Genomic DNA, 21,300 nt, shown 5'->3' on the forward strand with positions numbered 1-21,300 from the left:
CACCATGCAGCCTCATTCGCTGTTCTCCCGCGTCGCCTGTCTATTTTCACTCGTCACCCTGGGTTGTGGCGCTCCTGATGCAAAGGAGCCCGCGGCCCAGGCGGACCAGCCCTCCGCGGTAGGTCACTACCGCTGCATCCCGCTCTCCGCGGAAGCGCTGCGCGTGACGGCACCGTCCACGGCCCTCGTCGTGGGAGACTCACGGCAGGAAGCCCAGGTCACCACGGCCCGGCTCTGCCCCAGCGGGCAGGTGCCCCAGGCGGTGTACAACCCGGCGCCGCCGCGCCCGCTCGCGTCCTGGCTGCCCGCGATGCCCGGCGCGTCCGAAGACAATCGCCCCGTCCATGCGAGCGCCGACTCCATCTTCTACGTGGGGGTGTACAAGCCGACGTCAGAGACGGGTTACTCGCTGGGGGTGGGCGCGCGTCTTCAGATCAACAACCCCCAGGTTGCCCACACCTTGGACCAGGCCAGCACGGTGGTGTCGATGGTCCGGGGCGCCAGCACGTCGATTGTCGCGACGGGCTACCGCAAGTTCCAGACGTCGTATCCCACCCTGCTCGTCGGCCACACGGTGGGAGGCGTCTTCCAGCACGTCACGGGATGGGTGCAGGTCCACCCGAGCTACTACCCGGGGATGGACCTGAGCGGCTACATCGGCGCGAAGCCGCGTTTCTTCGTCCTCTATTCGGGAACCGACTGGTGGGTGTATTTCAATGATGCCTGGGTGGGCTACTTCCCCGGCTCACGGTGGGGCGGCGCCTTCACGTCGGGCGACATGGCCCACTGGTACGGTGAGGTGTTCGACGCGGGTGCGCGCCTGCCGCCGGTGACGGACATGGGCAACGGCCTGTTCCCACCGAACGCGGCCTCCGGCGCCATCGACGAGATGTGCACCCACTCGGGCACCAACTGCTACAGCATTGGTGCCGGGCAGACGTATGTCTCCAACGCCGCGTACTACGGCCTGTACTACCCGGGCCTTTCGAACCTCCGTTACGGCGGAAACGGCGGCGGGTAGCCTCCGCTCGGAAGCTTGGGACACGGGCGGGTCCTCGCTCTGGGGGCATCGCCCGGTGTGTAGATTCAAGGGGTTGACGCGCCGCTCGGGCATCGGGCGGCGCGGTCGCGAGAAAATCGTCGAGGTCGCGAATCCGTTCGTCGGGTGCCCGCCTCTTAGTGGGCGAGGCAGGGCATTTTCCCCGCCGCCGTCTTCCAGGGACTCGCATGGCCGCCGCCCACCCGTTGACCGCTGCTCCCGACGCGATGCTGCTCGCGGCCCACGCGGGTGATCGCGACGCGATGCTCCGCCTCCTCCAGGTGCTCCAGCCCAACCTCAGGCGGTACGCGCAGCAGCGCTGCTTCATCAGCGACATCGACGACGCGGTCCAGGAGTCGCTGCTCTTGCTGGCTCGCCACCTGGGCTCGGTCCGGAAGCTGGCGTCCCTGTCGGGCTGGTTGTTCCGCATCGTTCAACGCGAGTGCCGCCGCCTGGGACGAGTGGCCCTCAAGCAGGACCCCTACGAGGAGGCGCTCGTCGACCAGTGGATGGTCTCGCACACGCCGGACTCCGCTCGGCTCGATGTGGCCTCGGCGCTGGAGTCATTGCCCCCGCACTACCTCGAGGTTGTCCTGTTGCGCGACTTCGAGGAGCTGTCCATCCGCGAAATCTCGGAGCGCCTGGGCGAGGACGTGCCCGCCGTGAAGAGCCGGCTGCACCGGGCCCGCGCCATGGTGCGCGAGTACCTGCTGGCCTGACCTTTCATCCCCGCCTCATCGACATCCGAAGAAGGAGACCCGTCATGGCCAATCCCATGTCCACCCTCGGCATCATCCACACCGTGCTCAGCCTTCCCCCCATCGTCTTCGGTGTCTGGGGCTTCCTTCGCGACGGACGCATCGACCCCGGCACCCGCGTGGGCAGGCTGTATCTGCTCGGCATGGTGGCGTCGATTCTCACGTCGTTCGGTCTCTCCAGCACGGGCGGCTTCAACCCCGGCCATGGACTGGGCCTGCTCGCGCTCGTGCTCATGGCGGTGGGCGTCGTCGCCTCGCGCGTGGGGGGATTCGGCCGCGCCACGCCCTACGTGCAGACGCTGTCGCTGTCCGCCAGCTTCATGGTGCTGCTGGTGCCCGGCATCAACGAGACGTTGACGCGCCTTCCCGCGGGCCAGCCCATCGCCAGCAGTCCGGAGTCGCCGCCCGTGCAGACCGCCCTGCTCGTGCTGGTGGCCTTCTTCTTCCTCGGTGCCACGTACCAGGTGCTGAAGCTGCGGGCGCTCGCGCGAAGGAGCCCGGTGGTCGGCTCGGTGGCGTGACGCGTGCTTCGCCTGAGTCATTCCCCCTGCCGCCGTCGCGGGAATGGGTGACGGCGCCTACGCCTCCAGCCGCTTGCGCAGCACTCCAACACGACTGCGGCCCACAGGCAGTCGGGTGCCGTCTCGCAGCTCCACCGAGGTGCGCGAGCCCTCCGTGGAGATGAGCTCGCGGATGTCTGTCACTCGGATGAGATAGGAGCGGTGGATGCGGAAGAAGTCGGCGGGGAGCAGTTGCTCGAGCCGCTCCAGGCTCTTCTCGCTCAGCTCCGTGCCGCCTCCTCGCAGGACCAGCTCGGTGTAGTCGCCAGCGCCCTGGATGTACGCGACGGAGTCCAGGGGCACGAGGACCACGCCTCCGCCCTTCCTCACCGCGAGAGCCCGCAGGGGCGTGGCCGCGCGGCTTCCCACCCGGGCGAGCGCGAGGGCGAGCCGCTCCGGCGTGTATGGCTTGGGCACGAAGTCCAGCACCCCCAGCTCGAAGGCGCGCAGCGCCTGGTCTGTGTTCGCGGACACCACCACAGTCTGGAACGCGCCCGCGGCCACCTCCTCGAGCAGCGCGAAGCCGTCTTCCCCCGAGAGGTTCAGGTCCAGCAGCAGCACGTCAACGGTGCGCTCGGCCAGCAGCTCGCGTGCTTCGTCCAGACTCGCGCACACGCGCGGGGGCGGAGCGTCCGGCCCCAGCTGCTGCTCGCACAGCCGGGCGAGACGGCGCGCCGCCAGCGGTTCGTCCTCCACGATGAGCAGTCTCACGCCGGCACCTCCACCCGCGTCCTCCAGCCCGCATCCGTAGGCCCATCCTCGAGCCTCCACGCGCCAGGGAAGGCCTCCTCCAGACGCGCGCGCAGGTAGCGCGAACCGGTGCCCTCACCACCCCCCGGGCGCGTCCCCGTGCCCGGAGGCGCGAGGAAGACGTAACGCCGACGGGGCCCCGTGCCTTCGGCGACGAGGCTGCTTTCGAGTCGGAAGGTGTGGGGCGAGACGTAGCGGTTGTGACTGAAGGCGTTCTCCAAGAGCGTGTGCAGCAGGGCAGGGGGGACGGGGGCCGACAGGTCAACGCCCTCGGTCTCCAACTGGAACGCCGTGCCCTGTCGGCAGCCCATGACCTCCAGATGGGCGCGGCACAACTCCAACTCGCGAGCGAGCGGGATGGTGCGCTCACCGGAGACGGCGAGCAGATGCCGGTACACCGCGCCCAGGGCCTCGATGAAGCGCACGGCCTGCGCGGGCTCCGTCTCCACCCACTCGCTCAGCGCGCCCAGCGTGTTCATCAGGAAGTGCGGCTGCAGGCTGCGCTTGAGCAACTCCAGTTGCAGGCGCTCCGCGGCGCGCGTCGCACTCTCGAACCGCTCCTGCTGACGGCGCTGCCGCCGGGCATGTATCGCCGTGAGGCAGACCAGGAGCCCTCCGAAGGCGACGAAGAAGCCGCGCTCGGAGAAGCCCCAGGGTTCCAACAGGTAGAGCGTCCCGGCGAAACAGAGCCCCGCCAGCGCGCCCAGGGCTCCCCCCGGTTCCCCTCTCCGCCACGCGCGCACGGCGAGCGCCGTGGAGACGACGAGCGAGGCCCCGAGCGCCACGCTGTTCTTGGCATCGAAGCCCGGAACGAAGACGAGCGCGAGCAGCCCCATTCCCAGTCCCATCCACCGCAGCCAGCGGAGTGGCTCGCCGAAGGCCGCGTGGACGGTCGCTGGCAGCAGCGCCGCCACCGCCAGCACGGCCGCCGCTTGCAGTCGCAGCCGCAGCGCGTGCTGTGGGTAGGGATAGTTGGCGAGCCCGCGCCACGACTCCATCAGGACGAGCGCCGCGGCGGCGAGGCACAGCACGCCGAGCAGGAGCGTGGCGAGCCCATCGTGAGCGAGCCGCACGCGCACGAGGTGGTAGAGCCCCATCAGCACCAGCGCGCCCAGCATGCAAAGGGCTGGCACCAGGCCGAGCATCCGCATCTGAGCGAGTGACGCGGCCTCGCCCACCAGCATGTAGTGGACGGTGCCCACGGGTTGGAAGCCGAGTCGATGCGCGGAGATGCGCATCGTCAGCACGTGAGGGCCCGGCGCGCTGAGTCCGGTCGGAAGCGGGAGCAGGGCATCGACCCGTCCTGGTACCTCCTCCGAGGGCGTCCGCCCCACCTGTCCATTGCGGCCCAGCAGCCCGCCGTCCCACCACGCCTCCCATGACCCGAGCACCGACAGGGCGAGGGCAGGTGTCGGGGCTCCGGCTTCACGCGGGGGCACGTCCACCTGTGTGCGCAGCCAATAGGGGCCCGTCCCCTCGTTCACCTGGTCGGCCGCCACCGTGCGCCAGCCCCGTGCGTCTCCGGAGAGCGCGACCTCCGGGGAGAGATCCTCCGTGTTCACCTGCACCAGTCCCTGCCGCGCGGAGGGCAGCGCGGCCGAAGCGGTGAGCGAGAGCGCGAAGCATCCCGCGAAGAGGGCGGAGGACATCATGGGCCTCAACATACGCGGCCCGGCGCCGCCCCACGCGCATTCCGGCGACACCGCGAGACGTTGGGCGACCGGCACCCCACGTGCCGTGCAGGCCACCGCATTCTCCTCCCTGAAGACCTTCTCGGAGGAACGCCATGCGTGCCGTGCTCCTGCTTGCCCTCATCCTTCCGTTGTCCCTCGCCCAGGCCCAGGGCCTCCAGCTGCAGCCCCACACCTTCCAGGCCCGCGACGGTCGCACCGTTCAGGCGGAGCTGGGCACCCTCACCGTGCCCCTGCGCCATGCCCACCCCGAGGGCCCGGGCTTGCCCCTGCGCTTCGTGCGCTTCAAGAGCACGAGCGCCTCGCCCGGGGCGCCCATCGTCTACCTCGCGGGTGGCCCGGGAGGCTCCGGCATCGATGCCGCCCGTTATGGCCGCTTCGATTTGTTCCTCGCCTTGCGCGAGGTGGCGGACGTCATCGCGCTGGACCAGCGCGGCACCGGCGAGTCGAACCCGCATCCCGAGTTGAAGCAGTCGTGGGCCATCCCGCTCGACCAGCGCATGGACGAGGCGCTGCTCACCTCCACGGTGAAGAAGGCCGCCGCGGAGGCGAGCCGGACCTGGACCGCGGCCGGCGTGGACCTGGGGGCCTTCACCACAGTGGAGAATGCCGACGACCTGGAGGTGCTGCGCAAGGCGCTGGGCGCGCCGAAGCTCAACCTCTGGGGCATCAGCTACGGCACCCACCTGGGCCTCGCCTACGTGCGGCGCCACGCGGAGCGGGTGGACCACATCATCCTCGCGGGCATCGAGGGGCCTGATGACACCTGGAAGCGGCCTGCCCACGCGGAGGCGCTGCTCGGGCGCTGGGAGGCCGTGTTGCGCGCCGAGGGTGAGCGCGGGCCCGGCCTGAAGGCACGGCTGGCGAAGCTGTTGAAGTCGTTGCGGAGCAAGCCGCTCACGGTGGAGTTCACGGACGAGGAGAAGGGTGACCGCCGCACCTGGAAGGTCAGTCCCTTCGACCTTCAGTGCCTCGCCTTCGAGTCCCTGCGGGACCCGGCCACCTTCCGGCGCTTCCTCCCCCTGCTCACGGCGTTGGAGTCCGGGAACCATGAGGCGATGGCGCCCTTCGCGGGCAGGCTTCGCGAAGGCTTGCTGCGTCCCATGTCGCTCGCGATGGACGCGGCCTCCGGTGTGAGCCCGGCGCGACGCGCCCTCATCGAGCGGGAGGCGGCAAAGGCGGTGCTCGGTGGCAGCGTCAACCCGGGCGCCCTGCTGGCGGAGGATGTGGCCGGCGTGAGCGACCTGGGCGAGTCCTTCCGTGGCCCGCTCAAGGCCGACGTGCCCGTGCTCCTCATCAGCGGCACCCTGGATGGGCGCACGAGCCCTGACAACGCGGAGGCCCTGCGCCCTGGACTCTCCCGGGCCGTGCACCTGGTGCTGGAGGGCGCGGGACACGATGGCCTCTTCCAGTCGGACCCGCGCATCCTGGAGCGGATGAAGTCCTTCCTGAAGGGTGAAGCGCTCCGCGACGAGCGCATGGAGATCAAGGCGAAGCCCTGAGGTCTCCCGCTCGCCCCGCGTTCGTGTGGGGGACGGGCCGCCGCCTCGCGCTCGTCGAGGAGGCGGCCCGACCTCCGCCTGCCGCCGGGCCGGTGCACCGCTCTTGCACCGGCCGCACCTTCAGCGCGCAGCGGCACTCGAACGCGGAGGCAAGACGATGAAGCAGCGCAAGCTGGGTCGGCAAGGGCTGGTGGTCTCGGAGCTGGGGCTCGGGTGCATGGGGATGAGCGAGTTCTACGGCGCCGGGGACGAGGCGGAGTCCCTGCGCACCATCCACCGCGCCCTCGAATTGGGCATCACCTTCCTCGACACCGCGGACATGTACGGGCCCTTCACCAACGAGGAACTCGTGGGCCGCGCCATTCGAGGCCACCGCGAGCAGGTGGTGCTGGCCACGAAGTTCGCCAACGTGCGTGGCGCCAAGGGCGAGTTCCTGGGCATCCGTGGCGACCCGGCCTATGTGAAACAGGCGTGCGAGGCCTCGCTCAAGCGCCTGGGCGTCGACCACATCGACCTCTACTACCAGCACCGCGTGGACCCGAAGGTGCCCATCGAGGACACGGTCGGCGCGATGGCGGAGCTCGTGCGCGCGGGCAAGGTTCGCTACCTCGGTCTGTCCGAGGCCGCGCCCGAGACGATTCGCAAGGCGCACGCCGTCCACCCCATCTCGGCGCTGCAGACCGAGTACTCCCTGTGGACGCGCGACGTGGAGGAGGACGGCGTACTCGCCACGGTGCGCGAGCTGGGCATCGGCTTCGTCTCCTACAGTCCACTGGGCCGAGGCTTCCTCACCGGCCAGTACAAGCGCTTCGAGGACCTGCCCGCGGACGACTTCCGACGACAGAACCCGCGCTTCCAGGGAGACAACTTCCAGAAGAACCTGGACCTCGTGCAGCGCGTGGAGCAGCTCGCGAAGCAGAAGGGCGTGACGTCCGCGCAGCTCGCGCTCGCGTGGGTGATGTCCCGAGGCCCGGACGTAGTGCCCATCCCCGGCACCAAGCGCGTGAAGTACCTCGAGCAGAACGCGGGTGCCGCGCGCGTGGAACTCTCGGGCGCGGACCTCGCCCAGCTCGACTCGGTGTTCCCGGTGGGCGCGGCGACGGGGCTTCGCTACCTGGACATGAGCAGCGTGCACCGCTGACGCGTTCGCACGAAGGCGCTCACCGGCGCTGGGGCGCCCAGGAAGTCACGGGCGATGGGATGGCCGCATGACGCCGTGAACGGCTCCGGGGTGGCGCGGCTTGCGCGAAGAATGGCAAGCCGCGCCCGTCCGGCATCAGGGCACGGTGGTGCGCCGGCGCAGATGCGCCACGCCCACGGAGGGGATGCGGCGCGCGTCGCGTCCGGCCTCGGCGATGAAACCTCCCAACCAGATACCGTCGGGTGTCAGCGCCACGGCATCGACGCTGATGGCGTTGACGCCCCCTCCAATGGGCAGCAACCGTTCGCCATTGAAGACATACGCATGAGTGGGGCCCCCGCCTTCGGGAATGATGGTGCCCACGGCGACGAGGTCGCTCCCGCTGGGGACGAGCTTCCGGAAGCTATGGACACCGCCCCGGCTCTCGTTCATGGGCGGCGGCAGCCCGTTTTCAGCCGTCGCCAACTCCACCCAGGCGGTGCCGTCCCAGTGTCCGAGTGTGATGCGGTCTGGCACGGGCAGGCCCTCCGGCCCCAATTCCATGTTGGTGCTCGCGAAGATGCCGCGCTCCCCGTAGGCGACGGTGATGACGGAGGTGCTCAGGCCTTCGCCCAGGGGCTCGAAGGCGGTGCCATTCCAGTGGACGATGCGCCGCGCCGCCAATGTGCCCACGTGCGTGAACTCCCCCGCGGCGACGAAGGCGGGGTGGTCGGGGTCCTCGTTCTCGGGACGAAGGGCCAGCGCGGACACGGGGCTGTCGAAGCCGTCCGCCACCAGCACGAAACGCTCGCCATCCCAGCGGACCACGCGCCCGGTGGTGTCCAGCAGGGTCGACAGCCAGGGTCGTCCGAGCGAGTCCAGGGTCATGTCGAAGATGAAGCCGTGTGCGCTCAGGTCTCCGAGTGACCGCCACGCTTCCCCGGTCCACGTGAGCACGTGCGACTGGAGGGCGTTCCAGTCAGTACACGAGACATAGATGTCGCCCCGGGCATTCACAGCCAGGTCCGAGCACTCCATCTCCGGCAGTGCCGCCAGCGGCTTCCAGCCCGCGTCACTGAATTGCAGCACGGTGCGCGGAACCGCCTCGCCACCCGCATGGGAGATTTCGCCCAGGATGTGGACGGTGCACTGGGGGCCTCCCGTCGCCATCACATCGGGTCGCCCGCTCAGTCCGTCGCCGGACTCGCCGCCCTCGGTCCGCCACTGGCCGTCTTCGTAGGAGACGAGGCTCTGGGATGCCGCGCCGTTGACGCTGGGGAAGGTGCCCGCGACATAGAGGCGCTCACCGTCGAGCAGGAATCGCTGGATGGGAACTTCCCACAGGGGGAAGGCGGAAGGGCCCTCATCGCCACAGTAGAGCGGCGCGAACCAGACGGTCCGGTTGGGCAGCGTGGCATTGGGCCACGGCTCCCATCCGGTGGTGGGCGACCACTGCGCCAGGGCATTCGCGGGGATGGCCTTGGGGTCGTTCCAGGCATGGCCGTTGACGTGGGAGAAGCATCCACCCACGTGAAGCTTGCCGTCGTTGAACACCAGGTCCGTCACGACGCCTGGGAACTGTCCGGTGCTGACGCCTTTGTTGAGCATCTCCCACGCGGTGCCATTCCAGCGGGCGATGGAGCCCACGCCATCCATGCTGAAGTCGTAGGCGAACGTGCCACCCGCATAGGGCGTCCCGTCGTCTCCGAGCGCGAGCGCGAAGACGCCGTTGCCGATCAGAGGGAGGTCGTACGCCTCCCACGTGCTCCCATTCCACCGGGCGACCATGTTGCTGGAGATGCCACCCACCTGGGAGAAGCCGCCGCCCACCCAGACGGCATCACCGTCGACGAGCAGCTCGTAGACGGGGCCATTGGCGGGGCCTCCGGTGGGGAACCGCCAGGTGCTCCCATCCCAGATGGCCAGTCCGATGGCCCCGTTCTCCGCGAGCTGGAACTGCCCCGCGACCCAGAGCTCTCCCTTGATGAAGGCCATGGTGCGAACCAGTCCGTCGAACCTGCCGATGACGCGAACACCTTCGGGCGTCGCGAGCCACACCTCACCCGAGCGCGCGCCGAACGTGTCGTTCGTCGCCAGGGCGAGCGTGGTGTCGTCCTTCGCCGCGACTGAAGAGAAGCCCGCGCCGGGAAGCCCTTGCTCCCATGTCCTCTGGAGGGGTTGCCACTTTCCGTCGTGGCGCTGGATGAGTGGAGGCGTGGCCTGCGTGCCGAGCCAGCGGAAGTACCCGGCGGCGACGAGGTCACCCGAGGGCGTCTTCGCGAAGTCATACACATGGGGCACATGGCCATCCATGCCGGAGACGCCCGCGATGGAGAAGCGGGGGTCCCATTCTCCGTTCTGGAGGACGTCCGTCACCGTCGGCGCGCAGGAGGTCCCCGCATCGGGTTCACCTCCGCCCGCATCGGGCTGGCCTGCGTCAGGAGTGCCGGAGTCAGGCTCGCCAGCATCCGCGGGGCCCGCATCCGGACGAGGGCCTCCGCCAGAGTCGGGGATGCCAGCGTCAACAGGGCCCGCATCGGGCGTGGGCTTCGGCGGGTCATCACTACAAGCGGTGAAGAGGAGTGCCACGACGAGGAACAGGGAAACACGATGCGTCCAGGAGTTGATCAGGGGTGTGCGCATAGGGGGTCACACACGACTGCAATTGCCGGACCTTTTCTCGTCTCATGATGTTTCAAGTATTTCAGATGACTTCGAGCGACGCCGTCGCACCGAGAGCCTCGAACCCCTGAGGTTCTCTCAGGAATTTGAGGCTCTCGGTGCGCCTGAGTCCGTCATCGGAGACACACGGACAGCGCGTACCCACATCGGCCCTTCATCAGGAATGGTGTCGAGGCCTCAGCGTCCCGGGGGGCCCGCCTTCGCGAGCAGCTCCACGAAAGAGGTGAGGTGGGGTGTGGGGCGCACGGCGCGGGGCCACACGGCGTGCCAGTGCCTGCGCAGTCCCTTGCGTGTCACACGCACCGCGACCAGCGTCCCGCGTGAGAGCTCCGGGGCCACTGCCCAGCGGGCCAGCACGGAGATGCCGAGCCCGGCCTTGGTCAACTCGACGAGCGCCTCGGTCAGCTCCACATGGGACACGCGCGCGGGGGAGACGCCGGCGGGAGTGAGCACCTGTTGGAACAAGGTGCTCTCGGTGAGAGGGATGCTGTAGAGCAGCACGTGCTCGCGCGCGAAGTCGGCGGCTTGCAGGATGCCGCGGCTGGCCAGGGGATGCTCTGGTGCCATGACGGCGACGAGCTCGTCCTCGAAGAGGGGGGCATGTGCGAGTCGCCGGTGCTGTGTCGGCGCGCTGACGATGCCCAGGTCCAGCGTCCCCGCCAGCAACGCCTCCACCGGACGGCGCGTGGCCTCCACGGCGATGCGCACCTCCACCTGGGGATGGCGGGTGGAGAACCGCCGGAGGACCGCCGGCAGCCAGTGGTAGGCCGTGTAGCACTCCGTGGCGAGCCGGAGGATGCCCTGCGACGTGTGCGCGAGCCGTGCAACGTCCGCTTCGGCGGCTTCCACCTCGGCCATCACCTTGCGTGCGGCTTCGAGGACGCGTTGGCCGGGGCCGGTGAGCACCATGCGTCGGCCCTCGCGCTGGAACAGCTCGGTGCCCAGCCGCTCTTCCACGTCGCGGAGTTGGTGGCTCAGCGCGGGCTGGGACAGGTGCAGCACGCGCGCCGCCGCCGTCACCGAGCCGGTGTCCACCACGGCCGCCACCAGTCGAAGGTGTCTCACGTCCAGGGTCATCCATTCGATTCTCGCATGGATGGATGCGGAGGATGCGTTGGACGCATGGAGGAAACTTCGGGAGAACCCACGCCTGCTCGCTGACGAGAGGTGCCGGGATGGGCTTGAAGACGCTGCGGTTGGCCCCTGAGGTCTGGGTCGTCACGGGGGAGGCATACGACTCGAATGCCACGCTGTTCCTCCGGGAGGGTGAGGTGCTGATGGTGGACGCGCTCGCGAGCCGGGCGGACGCGGAGGCGCTCCGGGAGTGGGTGGATGGCTCACTGCGGGCCCGGGTGCGGCAGGTGGTCTGCACGCATGGCTTCAGCGACCACCTGGCGGGGCTCCAGGTGTTCCCCGAGGCGTCGGTTTGGGCTCACGCGCGGTTCGAGGAGACCTTTCGCCTGGAGCGCTTCCGCTCGGACGAGGAGACGGGCTTCTACCGTGCGCCGGACCGGTGCGTGGACGCGCCGTTGTCGCTGGAGTGGGGACGGTACACGCTGGACGTGTTCCCGAATCCCGGGCACACGGCGAGCACGCTGAACCTCGACGTCCCCGCGTTGGACGTGTTGCTCAGCGCGGACATCGCGGTGGGGCACATGGCCTACGTCGCGTATGGCGAGCCGGCCGACATTGATGCCGCGCTGGCCCGGGCCGAGGCGAGGGGGCGCACGAGGGTCATCCAGGGGCACGGCGGGGTGTCCTCCGCGCGCACGCTGGGGGCCGCGCGACACTACCTGCGGGCGCTGGAGGCGGCCGTGCGCGAGACGCGGGGCGTGCCGGAGCGTGTCCGCGCGATTCCGCTCGGAGCCTGTCTTCCGGAGGACGTGGAGGGAGGCGACTTCGAGGCGTTCTTCCACCGGAGGAACCTGGACGAGGTGCTCTCTCGGGGGCTGTGGTCCGCGTCGCCCCCGGGGGGGAGGACAGGACGGAGCGGATGAGCGCGACGGGGGCTGTGCGCGGCCAGTAAGGTGGCTGCATGGCTCTCACCTCCCACCTGCGCGTCGTGCTGCACCAGACGCAGGGCCCGGACAATCTCGGCGCCGTGGCGCGCCTGGCTGCGAACTTTGGCGTGGCGGAGCTCGTGCTCTCCGATCCTCAACTGCAGGAGATGGACGGCGCCCGGCGCATGGCGGTGCACGCCGGCCATGTCCTGGAGGCCGCGCGAATCGTTCCCACCCTGCCCGAGGCGCTGGAGGACGTGGTGCTCGCGGTGGGGACCACTTCGCGGCAGAACCTGCGCGGCATGCCCACCCTCTCTCCCGAGGATGCGGTGGCGCTGCTGGCGCTGCACTCGCAGCGGGGGAAGGTGGCCCTGGTGCTTGGGGGCGAGAAGCGCGGCATGTCCGATGAGGACCTCAGCCACTGCCAGCAGGCGCTCGTCATTCCCACGCGGCCCGAACAGCCCTCCATGAACCTGGCGCAGGCGGCGGCGGTCCTCCTGTACCTCTGCGCGCGCGAGCAGGTGGAGGTGGCGTCACCGGGTGCGGTGGAGGGCGCGCCGCTGCGGCTGGTGCAGGCGCTTCAGTCCTGGATGCGATTGGTCCTCCTGGAGGTGGGGTTCCTCAATCGGCAGGGACCGGATGCACTGCTCGCGGAGATGACCCACTCGCTCACCCGCTCGGCCTTGACGAGGCGGGAGGTGGAGCTGTGGCTGACCGCCTTCAAGCAAATCTCGCGTCTCGTGGTGGGCCCGACGGCGCGTCCGGAATCCGACAAGAAGGGCTGAGGCGTGCGGAGGACTCCAGGTCCACGAGCACTGCCCGGGGGCCGTCGTCATCCAGGACGGGTGGGTGGTGTACGGTGCCCGCGGGATTCAGCCCTGGAGCGAAGGAGCGATATGCGCATCACTCGGATGGCCGTCGTGTTGTTGTCCACCCTCGCTGTCCTCTCCTTGGTGGGAGGGGCGGGTGAAGCCGTTGCCCAGACGAGCCCCAAGCTCGTCGCCAATGGCATGAAGATCATCTTCAACCCGGCCTATCCGGAGGCCTTCTGCACAATGGGCCCGGTCGGAACCGACAGCTATGGCAACCGTGTCGGCATCACCGCGGGACACTGCCTCGATGGTGGCGACACCTACGAAGGTGTCCTGATTCCCTATGGTCTGGCGCCCATCTACGACGCCAACGACGTGGCGTTTGGTCCCATCGGATACATGCGATTCATCAAGCCGAAGGCACTCCAGCCGTTTCTGGACTACGCCATCCTCCAGTTCGTCGAGGACGTGCAGCTCTCGGCCCAGGGCCCGCACCTCAAAATCACCGGGGTGCTCGTGGTCGAAGGCAGCCGGGAGAACCTGCTGGGTGCCGCCTGGTTCAACAACAACGAACTGGTGACGTCGGCGCCGTCCGGCACCTACTACGGCCGTATCACCAACAACAGCAATGGGCTGTACCAGTGCTGGGCCCAGCACGCGGCGGGCGACTCGGGAGGCCCTGTCATCTGGCATGTTCCGGGGAGCGCGTACCCGTCGTCGTCGAACAACTTCCAGTCCGAGGGCCCGTGGGCCGGCATCACCACCCGTCGGTCGATTGCCATTCCGCCGTACGTCTACACCTCATCGGCCAACATCCTGAAGGACCTCCGCCTTCGGGACGTGGCCAGCGGGTTCGACGGCACGGTGATGGGGGCGGGATTCCAGACGACGCCCTGAGCGCAGTGTGTCGCGGCTTCGTTCCTGGGGCCGTCACTCGCGCAGCCAGGCGAGGATGACGTCCTTGTCGCCCGTCGCCAGCATGTATGGCGTGCCTGGGGCGATGACGCCCTTGCGGGCCGCGACACCTTCCACCGCGTCCTGCGCGTGGGTGAGCTGCACGCCGGCTCCACCTCCGCCGAGAACGAGGGGCGCACCCATCTTGAGGTCGAGCACCACCACCTGGCGCCGCGCGGGTCGCGGCTCCGCCATGTCCACGACGACGAAGTCACCCGCGAAGCGGCGTTGGTCGCAGCGGAAGACCCACAGGTTCGGCTTGCGGCCGAGCAGCTCTCGCGCGAAGGGCTTCTCGTCACTCTTCATGGCGTAGCGCTCGGAGAGCAGGCTGGCGGTGGAGAGCGGATAGCCCTCCTCTTTCGCGAGGAGCAGCGCCCACGGATTCGCGAGCCGGAGCTGCGACAGCAAGACGGGCAGGACGATGGGAGGCTCGCGAGGCATGGATGGGCGTGCTCGACGGGCGGGGTTGCTCGTGTCGGACAGTCATTCAAACACGTCGCGGCACCCCTGGGTTCCAGCGTGCCCCCTGGCTCTGGTAAGGGGACGCGGTTGTCAAACCACACCCTGGAGTCTTCGCATGTCCCGAATTTCCCGCCACGCGCTCGTGCTCGCCCTGATGCTCACTTCCACCTCTGCTCTCGCGGGTTCGCAGTGGGTGCAGGCGCGCACGGTGCTCAACACGTGCGGCTACTTCAGCACCTCCCAGGCGGAAATCACCCTCACGTACCGCAACGATGACCTGCCCTGGGGGACGAGCGTGTTCCTCATCTACGGCTGGGGCGGGAGCACCGGCCCCACCAGCACGTTCGACTGGGCTCCGGCGCCGCAGACCGTCGAGGCGCCGGCGGTGGCTGCGTACCACTGGGGCACCACGGTGACGGGTGTCATCCGCGCGCGGTCGTCCACGCAGTACACGAGCATCAACTACGTCTGGAAGGTGGTCCTCCCGGACGGCCAGGAGTTCTACGAGAAGGGCAATGGCTCCGCCTACGGCTACTACGCCGCGGACTTCTCGCAGGTGCCCATGCCGTGCACCAACACCGCTGGCAGCTTCATCGGAACTCCGACTCCGCTGATCATCACCACCGTCGTCAAGAACTGACGGTCCTTCCGAGCACGGGCGTCCCGTGCATGGCGAGGATGGCCCCTCACCCGTCGGTCATCGATGGGGTGGGGGCCATCGGCGCAACGCTGGAGGAAACGGCGGCCACGGTCACCCGATACAGCCCTCTGCGATACTCAAGGCTTGTTTCAGCCCGCGAGGTCCTCGGGTGTTTGTCTGCGAATGATTGTCAGGGGCCAGGACTGGGGAGTGACGCCAGTTCGCTCACCAGTCGATGCGCGCGCCCCGGAAGTCGAAGAAGCCCCCGCTGTCCTGCGTCGTCACGCGGTCCAGCACCGCGAGCAGCCCCGCGGCGGACTCGGACACCTGCGTCGGCGCGCTCGCGCCGCCCATGTCCGTCTGTACCCAGCCGGGACTGATGGTCACCACGATGAGTCCCTCGCCGCGCAAGTCCGCCGCGAGCGAGCGCGTCGCCATGTTCAGCGCCGCTTTCGACATCCGGTAGCCGTAGCCTCCGCCCGACGTGTTGTCCGTGATGGAACCGAGCCCCGAGCTGAGGCTGGCGATCTTCGCCCCGGGCGTCCCGCGCAGTCGCGGCAGCACCGCGCGAGTCACTCGCAGGGCACCGAGCGCGTTCACCTGCAGCATCTGGAGCGCGTCCTCGAGCGAGACGTCCTCGAGGTCGTCTCGCCGGGTGCGCCGGCCCGCGTTGTTGATGAGCAGGTCCACTGGCTCCGTCAGCGCGGCGGCGAACGCGCGCACGCTCTCGTCGCTGGTCACGTCGAGGGCATACACCCGCAGCCGGCCGCCGGAGGCATCCGCGAGGGTGGTGAGTTCGCGGGCCTCCGCCGGTTCTCGGGCTCCCGCGTGCACGGTGTCGCCGCGCGCGAGGTACTGCCGGGTGAGCTCCAGGCCGATGCCACGGTTGGCGCCTGTGATGACGAGATTCATGGCGCCGGACCATAGACCTGGACTTCGTCTGATGGGGGGACTGTGGGGCACGTGGGCCACACGATGGGGGGTTGTCCCCCCTGTCTCCGCGCCAGTGAGCCCGTGTCGCTGATCGCATCCGTGGAGGAGTTCGTGTGAGCGCCCATGGCATGTCACTTGCCTGGGCCCACGCGCGGGCGTTCAGCCATCTTGTCTCGGAGCAGTGCATGACCACGGGCCGTCTGAGCCGACGTTTGTCTCCTTGGATTCTCTTCGTGTCGCTCTCACTCGTCGTCGCGGGATGCGACTCGTCGGACCCCTCTCCTGGGGAGCAGCCCTCACCCGACGGCGGGACGACGTCACCGGATGGAGGAGGGCCGCGGCCCGACGGCGGGACGACGTCACCGGATGGCGGGCAGCAGCCTCCTCCCGAGTTCACCTGGGGCCATGGCACGGAGACTGGCACGCTGGTGGGCAACGTGTGGACGCCGGGGCGCGACGCGATGGGGCTCGTGAACGAGGTGTCGTGGGCGCTCGTCCCGAAGGACCGGTGGATTGAAGTCGCGGGGACGCCGCTCACCACGCTCGATGCGGAGGTCAGGGCGGCGCTTCCTGGCTTCCGGGACCTTGGCTCGCAGGGAATCGCCGGGGTCCTCAACGCGTACTCGGGGGTGGCGTTGGATGCGCCACGCGCGCGTTGGTGGGCCTTCGGTGGAGGCCACGCGGACAGCTCCAACAACGGCATCTATCGCTTCGACATGGCGCAGATGCGCTGGAGCATCGAGCAGCTCCCGGACCACTCGGCGAACTGGGCGGAGGTTCCCTGGGGGAATACATACAGCAGCTATCCTCCCGCCTCGGAGTACGCCAGGTCGCATCCGGACAGCGACGTCACCGGGGACGAGTTCTTCGACCCGGCCCGGCCCGCTGCCTCGACAGGCAACCCCACGGCCCGTCATACCTACAACGGGCTCGTCTACAACCCGGACCTCGATGAGGTTGCCTTTGGCGTCCGGCGCATGTGGCGCTACAGCCTGACGACGCGCAAGTGGACGCGCCACAACCCGTTCAACACCCCGGGTGCCTCCTACAATGGAGAGACGGGTTACGGTGGCGCGGCCGGGTGGACGTTCTGGGACGAGGTGGCGGGCCGTTATGTGTTCGGCCCCACGGAGAACGGCAACTATTCGCGGTGGTGGTCGTTCGGAACCGCGGACAAGTCCTGGAAGTGGGAGGTCATCACGCCTCCCACCTGGTTCTTCGCGCAGATGGCCAGGGTGGGGCGCACGCTGGTGAGCTTCCCGGCTCCAGGGCACGAGGAGTCGCACGTGCACTTTCCCCGACTGATCACCTACGACCTGGACACGACGAAGTGGGGCGAGCTGAAGCTCACGAGCGACCTGGTGCGTGCGCGCTGCTTCAGCGAATACTTCGAGGGCCAGGTGTTCGCCTACGTGCCTCCGCTCAATCGCTACATCGCCGCGTTCCGGTATGACCGCGATGGCGATGGGAGCTTCGAGTACCGGACCTACGAGGTGGACCCGGTGGCCCTCACGCTGCGCGAGGCCCCCGAGTACGAGGCTGGCGCCTTCGGTGGTTGGCATGAGCTGGTCAAGAATCGCTTCTTCTACCTGGCGACGCACCACGCCCTCGTCTACGTGCGCAGGGGCGAAGAGAACCTGCGTGTCTTCAAGCTCCCTTGAGCCGGGGCGGATTCCTGGCGCATGTGAACACGTGCTGGGGGCGCTGCCATCGCGCAACGCGGCACAGTCCCCTGGCATGAGGGATTTCTTCCCCAACTTGCATCAATAGCTGAAAAACACGTAAATCGACAAATCGCCGGGGAGGGCCCGCATGCGTCGATCAATCCAGCGCCTCATCGCTGTCACACTCTTCCTGCTCGCCATGGATGTGCTGGCGAGCAATGACGTGAGAGGCAATCTCGAGGGTGTGTATTGGAGGAACACGACCTACTTCGTGGAGGGGTGGGCGTGTGCGTACGGGTTCTCCGAGTCGGTCGACGTCGACGTGTACGCCGGAGCGCCCTGGCCCACGGGCACGATGCTGGGCGGCACCCGGGCGGATGTGCTGTCGGAGCCGGGGGTGTCCACGGCCTGTGGCAGCACCCTCAACCGGCACCGCTTCCGGTTCCAGCTCCCCCAGTATCTGCTCAAGCAGCACGCGGGGAAGCCGCTCTATGCGCATGCCCATCTGGCCGCCCACGGCATCAACAACCTCGTCCCGGGCTCGGGAAACATCTCCATCCCCGCGGCTCCCTACAATGGACAGGTCAAGGGCTCCGTCGAGGGAGTGTACTTGCGGAGTGATGGCTATTACCTGGAAGGCTGGACCTGCGCGTATGGCATCAACCAGTCGGTTGAGCTGAACGTCTACGCGGGCGGGCCCTGGACCACGGGAACCATCTTCTACGGGGGGCTGGCGGACATCGCTTCCGAGCCCGCGGTGAGCTCCATTTGCAACACCACGCTGGCCCGACACCGCTTCAAGATTCGCCTGTCAGATTCGGTCCTCGCCCAGTTCCAGGGTCAGCCCCTGTATGTGTATGCCATGTTGTCCGGCACGGATGTCTCGGACCAGGTCGCCGGAACGCCGACCGTGCCCACCGTCGCGACGGTGCAGGCTCCCGTCCTGTCCCCGTCGGGAGGCACCCATGCCAGCCCCATCAACGTGGCGCTGACCTCCGGCACCAGCTCGGCGAGCATCTACTACACGCTCAACGGCTCGGCTCCGACGTGTGGCGGTGGGAACCTCTACGGCACGCCCATCGCGCTCTCCTCGGCGACCACCGTCCAGGCCATCGCCTGCAAGAGCGGCATGACGCCGAGCTCCGTCACTTCGGCCCAGTACAGCTTCGTCGCGGCGCCGCCCCAGTTCTCGCCACCAGGAGGAATCTACAGCAGCGCGCGGAGCGTAACGCTGACGACCACGACCCCTGGCGCGACGCTCTACTACACCCAGGATGGAAGCTCGCCTGTCTGCGGCGCCCCCGCGCTTACCTATACGGCGCCCTTCACCGTGGACACGACGAGGACGGTCCGCGCCATCGCCTGCCGCGCGGGCTTCACCAGCAGCACGCTGGTCAGCGCCACCTATACGCTCTCGACGTCCAATTGGACGGGTCCCGCCGCCACCATCGTCACCGTCAACGGAGGCAAGCGCATCTCCGTCAACGGCCAGGTGCTCAGCCCGCTGCACCACGCGTTCAACCTCCAGGCGTGTCTGAGCAACTGCGTGGCGGAGGATGCCATCATCGACACCCAGCTCGCCGAGCTGGCCAGGACACAGGCCTTTGGCACGCGCTTCATCGTCGAGGTGGCCGCCATCGCCTACCGGGGCACGCCCGCGGTCCAACGACTGGGCGCCCGGCTCAAGAAGGTCCGGGAGGCCTACCCGGGGTTCGACCCGTACCTCATCATCCGGTTCGACCTCTATGACTATGAGGAGAGCGCCTTTACCTGCGTGGACGGAGAGGACTTCCTCTCCCCGACGTACATGGCGCTCTACAACAACCAGGGGGCCCGCTTCGACGCCAATGCCCTCTGCGACGCTTCCGTCGACGGCAAGTTCAGGAAGCCCTACAAGCGCATCAACGAATCGTGGATTCTGTCCCGGGAGGTGGAGATCGGCACGGTCGCCAACCTGCTGGAGGCCGAGCCGGAGACCCGGGGGCGGGTGATTGGAATGACCTTCACCTACCTCTCTGGGGGAGAGTTCTTCTTCTCGCCCCTCTACGTCACGGGCAAGGACCCGGCAGCGAAATTCCCTTGGGAGCCGCTCCACACGTCGAGTTTCTTCTTTCAAGACGACTCCGGCAGTCCCGCCGCCACTCTCACGAATCGGATGTCGGAGAACTTCGGCATCTTCCTGGCGGGGAGCACGAAGGCCGCGGCCGTCCAAGCCTCCCGCGCCGAGGTGGACAACCTGGTCGCCGCCATCTCCCGGCTCGCGGCCCGGGTGAAGCAGGTGACGGGCGGCAAGGCGTTGAACAAGATCTTCTACGGCTATTCCTATGGCCTCACTGCGCGCCGGGCGTTCTCTTTCCACCACGGGCTCGCCACCCTGTTGCGCGACCCGAACATCGACATCCTCGCCTCTCCCTTCTCCTACGAACTCTCACGCAGGCTCGGCTTCGGCTTCTCGCCGCAGGTCTCCATCGAGGCGATTACCAAGAGCGGGAAGCACTTCGAGTTCGAGGACGACAGCCGGACGCACTTCGCGGAGGTCGACGACTGGCGGCATGCCACCAACATCGTGGAGACCAATCGGCTGGTGGTGCGCGATGGCCTCACGGCGGCCATCCATGGCATGGGGCTCTACTACTTCGACCTGCCCGCCAAGGGTTGGTTCGGGAATCCGGACCAGACCGCGGAGACGACCTCGCTCTGGAACACCCTCAAGAACACCAGCACGGTGGCCTCGTCCGTGGTGAGCACGGGGAGCGCGTATTCGCCGCAGATCGCCGTCTTCGTGGATGAGCAGTCCGTGGCGCATTATCCGCTCGACGGGCTGGGGGGCGCCAAGGCCTTTCCATTCACGACGGCCAGCATGACGGGGCAGATTGAAGCGCTCTCCCGCGTCGGAGCGCCAGCCCGGCACTACCTCCTTTCCGACCTCGCGACGCTCGATACGTCCAACCTCCGGCTGGCCATCTTCCTGGACGCCTACAAGCTGACGGAGTCCGACAAGCAAATCATCCAGCAGAAGCTCGCGGGCAGCGGGCGCACGCTCCTCTACCTCTACGCGCCCGGAGTGATTGACGGCAGCGGCAACGCCGCGGACAGCAACGTCTCGAGCGCCCTGGGGATGCCGGTGTCGCGGCGAGCCACCACGTCGGCCTTCGCCGCCGCCTCGTACATCGATGGGCGTGAGTACCCCGACAATGGACTGGGAGCCCCTCTGTCGATAGGGAGCTTCGAGCTCCAATACCGCATCGACGTGGGCGCCACCGGGGGCGTGCTCTGTCCCAATGCCTCGGCAGTGAACTGCATCGACTCCCGTATGCTCTCCCGCTATGTGAACAGCGGAGAGGTGGCCTTCGCCGTCAAGCGGGTCTCGGACGGCTCCGGGAGCTACAAGGTCGGCTTCGCCGCGGTCCCCGGCCTGCCGACGTCGGTGCTGCGAGACGTGGCCCGGGACGCGGGGGTCCACGTCTTCTCCTGCACCAGCGGTGGGAGCTGCGTGGACGCCGTCGTCGAGGCCTCCGACAACACCCTGATGTTGCACACCGTGGGGCCCCTCCCCACGCTGAACATGCCGCTGGCCCGGAACGGCTGTGGCTTCAATGTCTCGGAGTGGGTCGGCATGACGACGTCCACAAGCCCCTCCCTGGCCCCTGTCTCCTGTCCGGGCAATCAGTGCCAGGTCAACGTGGGCGAGAGCCTGGACGTGCGCGTCTATCAACTGACGCCGTCGTGCTGA

General features: G+C 68.3%; 17 protein-coding genes. 11 read left to right on the forward strand and 6 right to left on the reverse strand.

Features of this window, described 5'->3' with window-relative positions; translation table 11 throughout:
* Nucleotides 1-4 precede the first annotated feature (4 nt).
* From HUA75_RS06335 to HUA75_RS06345, 3 genes are all read left to right on the forward strand, one after another.
* Nucleotides 5-1,021 (forward strand): neprosin family prolyl endopeptidase, encoded by a 1,017-nt coding sequence (locus tag HUA75_RS06335; protein WP_174475454.1) that lies wholly within the window; start codon nucleotides 5-7, stop codon nucleotides 1,019-1,021.
* Between the two features lie 206 nt (nucleotides 1,022-1,227).
* Nucleotides 1,228-1,758 (forward strand): RNA polymerase sigma factor, encoded by a 531-nt coding sequence (locus HUA75_RS06340; protein ID WP_217445910.1) that lies wholly within the window; start codon nucleotides 1,228-1,230, stop codon nucleotides 1,756-1,758.
* Between the two features lie 44 nt (nucleotides 1,759-1,802).
* Nucleotides 1,803-2,318, forward strand: coding sequence for a hypothetical protein (locus tag HUA75_RS06345; RefSeq protein WP_174485791.1), 516 nt, complete (start codon nucleotides 1,803-1,805; stop codon nucleotides 2,316-2,318).
* A gap of 57 nt (nucleotides 2,319-2,375) precedes the next feature.
* On the opposite strand, the gene HUA75_RS06350 is transcribed toward HUA75_RS06345, so the two are convergent.
* Entirely contained in the window at nucleotides 2,376-3,068 is a 693-nt protein-coding gene (locus tag HUA75_RS06350; RefSeq protein WP_141645347.1) for a LytTR family DNA-binding domain-containing protein, read from the reverse strand.
* A complete protein-coding gene (locus HUA75_RS06355; protein WP_217445911.1) occupies nucleotides 3,065-4,759 on the reverse strand; it encodes a histidine kinase in 1,695 nt (564 codons plus the stop codon). The genes HUA75_RS06350 and HUA75_RS06355 overlap by 4 nt, the downstream gene beginning before the upstream one ends.
* Nucleotides 4,760-4,893: 134 nt before the next feature.
* Between HUA75_RS06355 and HUA75_RS06360 the strand changes: the two genes are divergently transcribed.
* Together HUA75_RS06360 and HUA75_RS06365 are read left to right on the forward strand one after the other, a co-directional pair.
* Nucleotides 4,894-6,300, forward strand: a complete 1,407-nt coding sequence (locus HUA75_RS06360; protein WP_174485793.1) for an alpha/beta fold hydrolase — start codon at nucleotides 4,894-4,896, stop codon at nucleotides 6,298-6,300.
* A gap of 157 nt (nucleotides 6,301-6,457) precedes the next feature.
* Nucleotides 6,458-7,441, forward strand: coding sequence for an aldo/keto reductase (locus tag HUA75_RS06365; protein ID WP_174463093.1), 984 nt, complete (start codon nucleotides 6,458-6,460; stop codon nucleotides 7,439-7,441).
* 135 nt (nucleotides 7,442-7,576) lie between these two features.
* Here the strand turns inward: HUA75_RS06365 and HUA75_RS47685 are convergent, their stop codons facing one another.
* Together HUA75_RS47685 and HUA75_RS06375 are read right to left on the reverse strand one after the other, a co-directional pair.
* Nucleotides 7,577-10,063, reverse strand: a complete 2,487-nt coding sequence (locus HUA75_RS47685; protein WP_174485794.1) for a hypothetical protein — start codon at nucleotides 10,061-10,063, stop codon at nucleotides 7,577-7,579.
* A gap of 216 nt (nucleotides 10,064-10,279) precedes the next feature.
* Entirely contained in the window at nucleotides 10,280-11,167 is an 888-nt protein-coding gene (locus tag HUA75_RS06375; protein WP_371746064.1) for a LysR family transcriptional regulator, read from the reverse strand.
* A 110-nt stretch (nucleotides 11,168-11,277) separates the two neighbouring features.
* Here HUA75_RS06375 and HUA75_RS06380 point away from each other — a divergent pair, with 110 nt between their 5' ends.
* The 3 genes from HUA75_RS06380 to HUA75_RS06390 all read left to right on the forward strand — a co-directional run bounded on the left by HUA75_RS06380 (nucleotide 11,278) and on the right by HUA75_RS06390 (nucleotide 13,811).
* Nucleotides 11,278-12,099: an MBL fold metallo-hydrolase gene (locus HUA75_RS06380; RefSeq protein WP_174485796.1), complete on the forward strand. Its 822-nt coding sequence runs from the start codon at nucleotides 11,278-11,280 to the stop codon at nucleotides 12,097-12,099.
* A gap of 38 nt (nucleotides 12,100-12,137) precedes the next feature.
* The gene (locus tag HUA75_RS06385) at nucleotides 12,138-12,887 is read left to right on the forward strand and encodes an RNA methyltransferase (RefSeq protein WP_174453577.1); all 750 of its coding nucleotides are present in this window, start codon (nucleotides 12,138-12,140) and stop codon (nucleotides 12,885-12,887) included.
* 111 nt (nucleotides 12,888-12,998) lie between these two features.
* Nucleotides 12,999-13,811: a S1 family peptidase gene (locus HUA75_RS06390; RefSeq protein ID WP_217445912.1), complete on the forward strand. Its 813-nt coding sequence runs from the start codon at nucleotides 12,999-13,001 to the stop codon at nucleotides 13,809-13,811.
* Nucleotides 13,812-13,844: 33 nt separating this feature from the next.
* Here the strand turns inward: HUA75_RS06390 and HUA75_RS06395 are convergent, their stop codons facing one another.
* On the reverse strand, nucleotides 13,845-14,309 hold the full coding sequence (locus HUA75_RS06395; protein ID WP_141645355.1) for a hypothetical protein: 465 nt from the start codon (nucleotides 14,307-14,309) through the stop codon (nucleotides 13,845-13,847).
* A gap of 136 nt (nucleotides 14,310-14,445) precedes the next feature.
* Between HUA75_RS06395 and HUA75_RS06400 the strand changes: the two genes are divergently transcribed.
* Nucleotides 14,446-14,970: a hypothetical protein gene (locus HUA75_RS06400; RefSeq protein WP_174485797.1), complete on the forward strand. Its 525-nt coding sequence runs from the start codon at nucleotides 14,446-14,448 to the stop codon at nucleotides 14,968-14,970.
* Nucleotides 14,971-15,195: 225 nt separating this feature from the next.
* Here HUA75_RS06400 and HUA75_RS06405 read toward each other — a convergent pair whose 3' ends face one another.
* The gene (locus HUA75_RS06405; protein WP_174485798.1) at nucleotides 15,196-15,882 is read right to left on the reverse strand and encodes an SDR family oxidoreductase; all 687 of its coding nucleotides are present in this window, start codon (nucleotides 15,880-15,882) and stop codon (nucleotides 15,196-15,198) included.
* Between the two features lie 206 nt (nucleotides 15,883-16,088).
* Here HUA75_RS06405 and HUA75_RS06410 point away from each other — a divergent pair, with 206 nt between their 5' ends.
* Together HUA75_RS06410 and HUA75_RS06415 are read left to right on the forward strand one after the other, a co-directional pair.
* Complete coding sequence (locus HUA75_RS06410; protein WP_174485799.1) at nucleotides 16,089-17,564, forward strand: hypothetical protein; 1,476 nt, start codon at nucleotides 16,089-16,091, stop codon at nucleotides 17,562-17,564.
* Between the two features lie 151 nt (nucleotides 17,565-17,715).
* Nucleotides 17,716-21,300 carry a chitobiase/beta-hexosaminidase C-terminal domain-containing protein gene (locus tag HUA75_RS06415; protein WP_174485800.1) on the forward strand — a complete coding sequence of 1,195 codons (3,585 nt, stop codon included), beginning with the start codon at nucleotides 17,716-17,718 and terminating at the stop codon, nucleotides 21,298-21,300.

It is taken from the genome of Myxococcus sp. CA040A (genome assembly GCF_013336725.1).
GTDB lineage: Bacteria > Myxococcota > Myxococcia > Myxococcales > Myxococcaceae > Myxococcus > Myxococcus llanfairpwllgwyngyllgogerychwyrndrobwllllantysiliogogogochensis.

Coding starts and splice junctions, on each gene's coding strand:
- HUA75_RS06345 (WP_174485791.1), top strand. CDS start 1,803: ATGGCCAATCCCATGTCCACCCTCGGCATCATCCACACCGTGCTCAGC.
- HUA75_RS06405 (WP_174485798.1), bottom strand. CDS start 15,882: ATGAATCTCGTCATCACAGGCGCCAACCGTGGCATCGGCCTGGAGCTC.
- HUA75_RS06355 (WP_217445911.1), bottom strand. CDS start 4,759: ATGATGTCCTCCGCCCTCTTCGCGGGATGCTTCGCGCTCTCGCTCACC.
- HUA75_RS06360 (WP_174485793.1), top strand. CDS start 4,894: ATGCGTGCCGTGCTCCTGCTTGCCCTCATCCTTCCGTTGTCCCTCGCC.
- HUA75_RS06365 (WP_174463093.1), top strand. CDS start 6,458: ATGAAGCAGCGCAAGCTGGGTCGGCAAGGGCTGGTGGTCTCGGAGCTG.
- HUA75_RS06400 (WP_174485797.1), top strand. CDS start 14,446: ATGTCCCGAATTTCCCGCCACGCGCTCGTGCTCGCCCTGATGCTCACT.
- HUA75_RS06380 (WP_174485796.1), top strand. CDS start 11,278: ATGGGCTTGAAGACGCTGCGGTTGGCCCCTGAGGTCTGGGTCGTCACG.
- HUA75_RS06390 (WP_217445912.1), top strand. CDS start 12,999: ATGCGCATCACTCGGATGGCCGTCGTGTTGTTGTCCACCCTCGCTGTC.
- HUA75_RS06335 (WP_174475454.1), top strand. CDS start 5: ATGCAGCCTCATTCGCTGTTCTCCCGCGTCGCCTGTCTATTTTCACTC.
- HUA75_RS06410 (WP_174485799.1), top strand. CDS start 16,089: ATGACCACGGGCCGTCTGAGCCGACGTTTGTCTCCTTGGATTCTCTTC.
- HUA75_RS06385 (WP_174453577.1), top strand. CDS start 12,138: ATGGCTCTCACCTCCCACCTGCGCGTCGTGCTGCACCAGACGCAGGGC.
- HUA75_RS47685 (WP_174485794.1), bottom strand. CDS start 10,063: ATGCGCACACCCCTGATCAACTCCTGGACGCATCGTGTTTCCCTGTTC.
- HUA75_RS06415 (WP_174485800.1), top strand. CDS start 17,716: ATGCGTCGATCAATCCAGCGCCTCATCGCTGTCACACTCTTCCTGCTC.
- HUA75_RS06395 (WP_141645355.1), bottom strand. CDS start 14,309: ATGCCTCGCGAGCCTCCCATCGTCCTGCCCGTCTTGCTGTCGCAGCTC.
- HUA75_RS06340 (WP_217445910.1), top strand. CDS start 1,228: ATGGCCGCCGCCCACCCGTTGACCGCTGCTCCCGACGCGATGCTGCTC.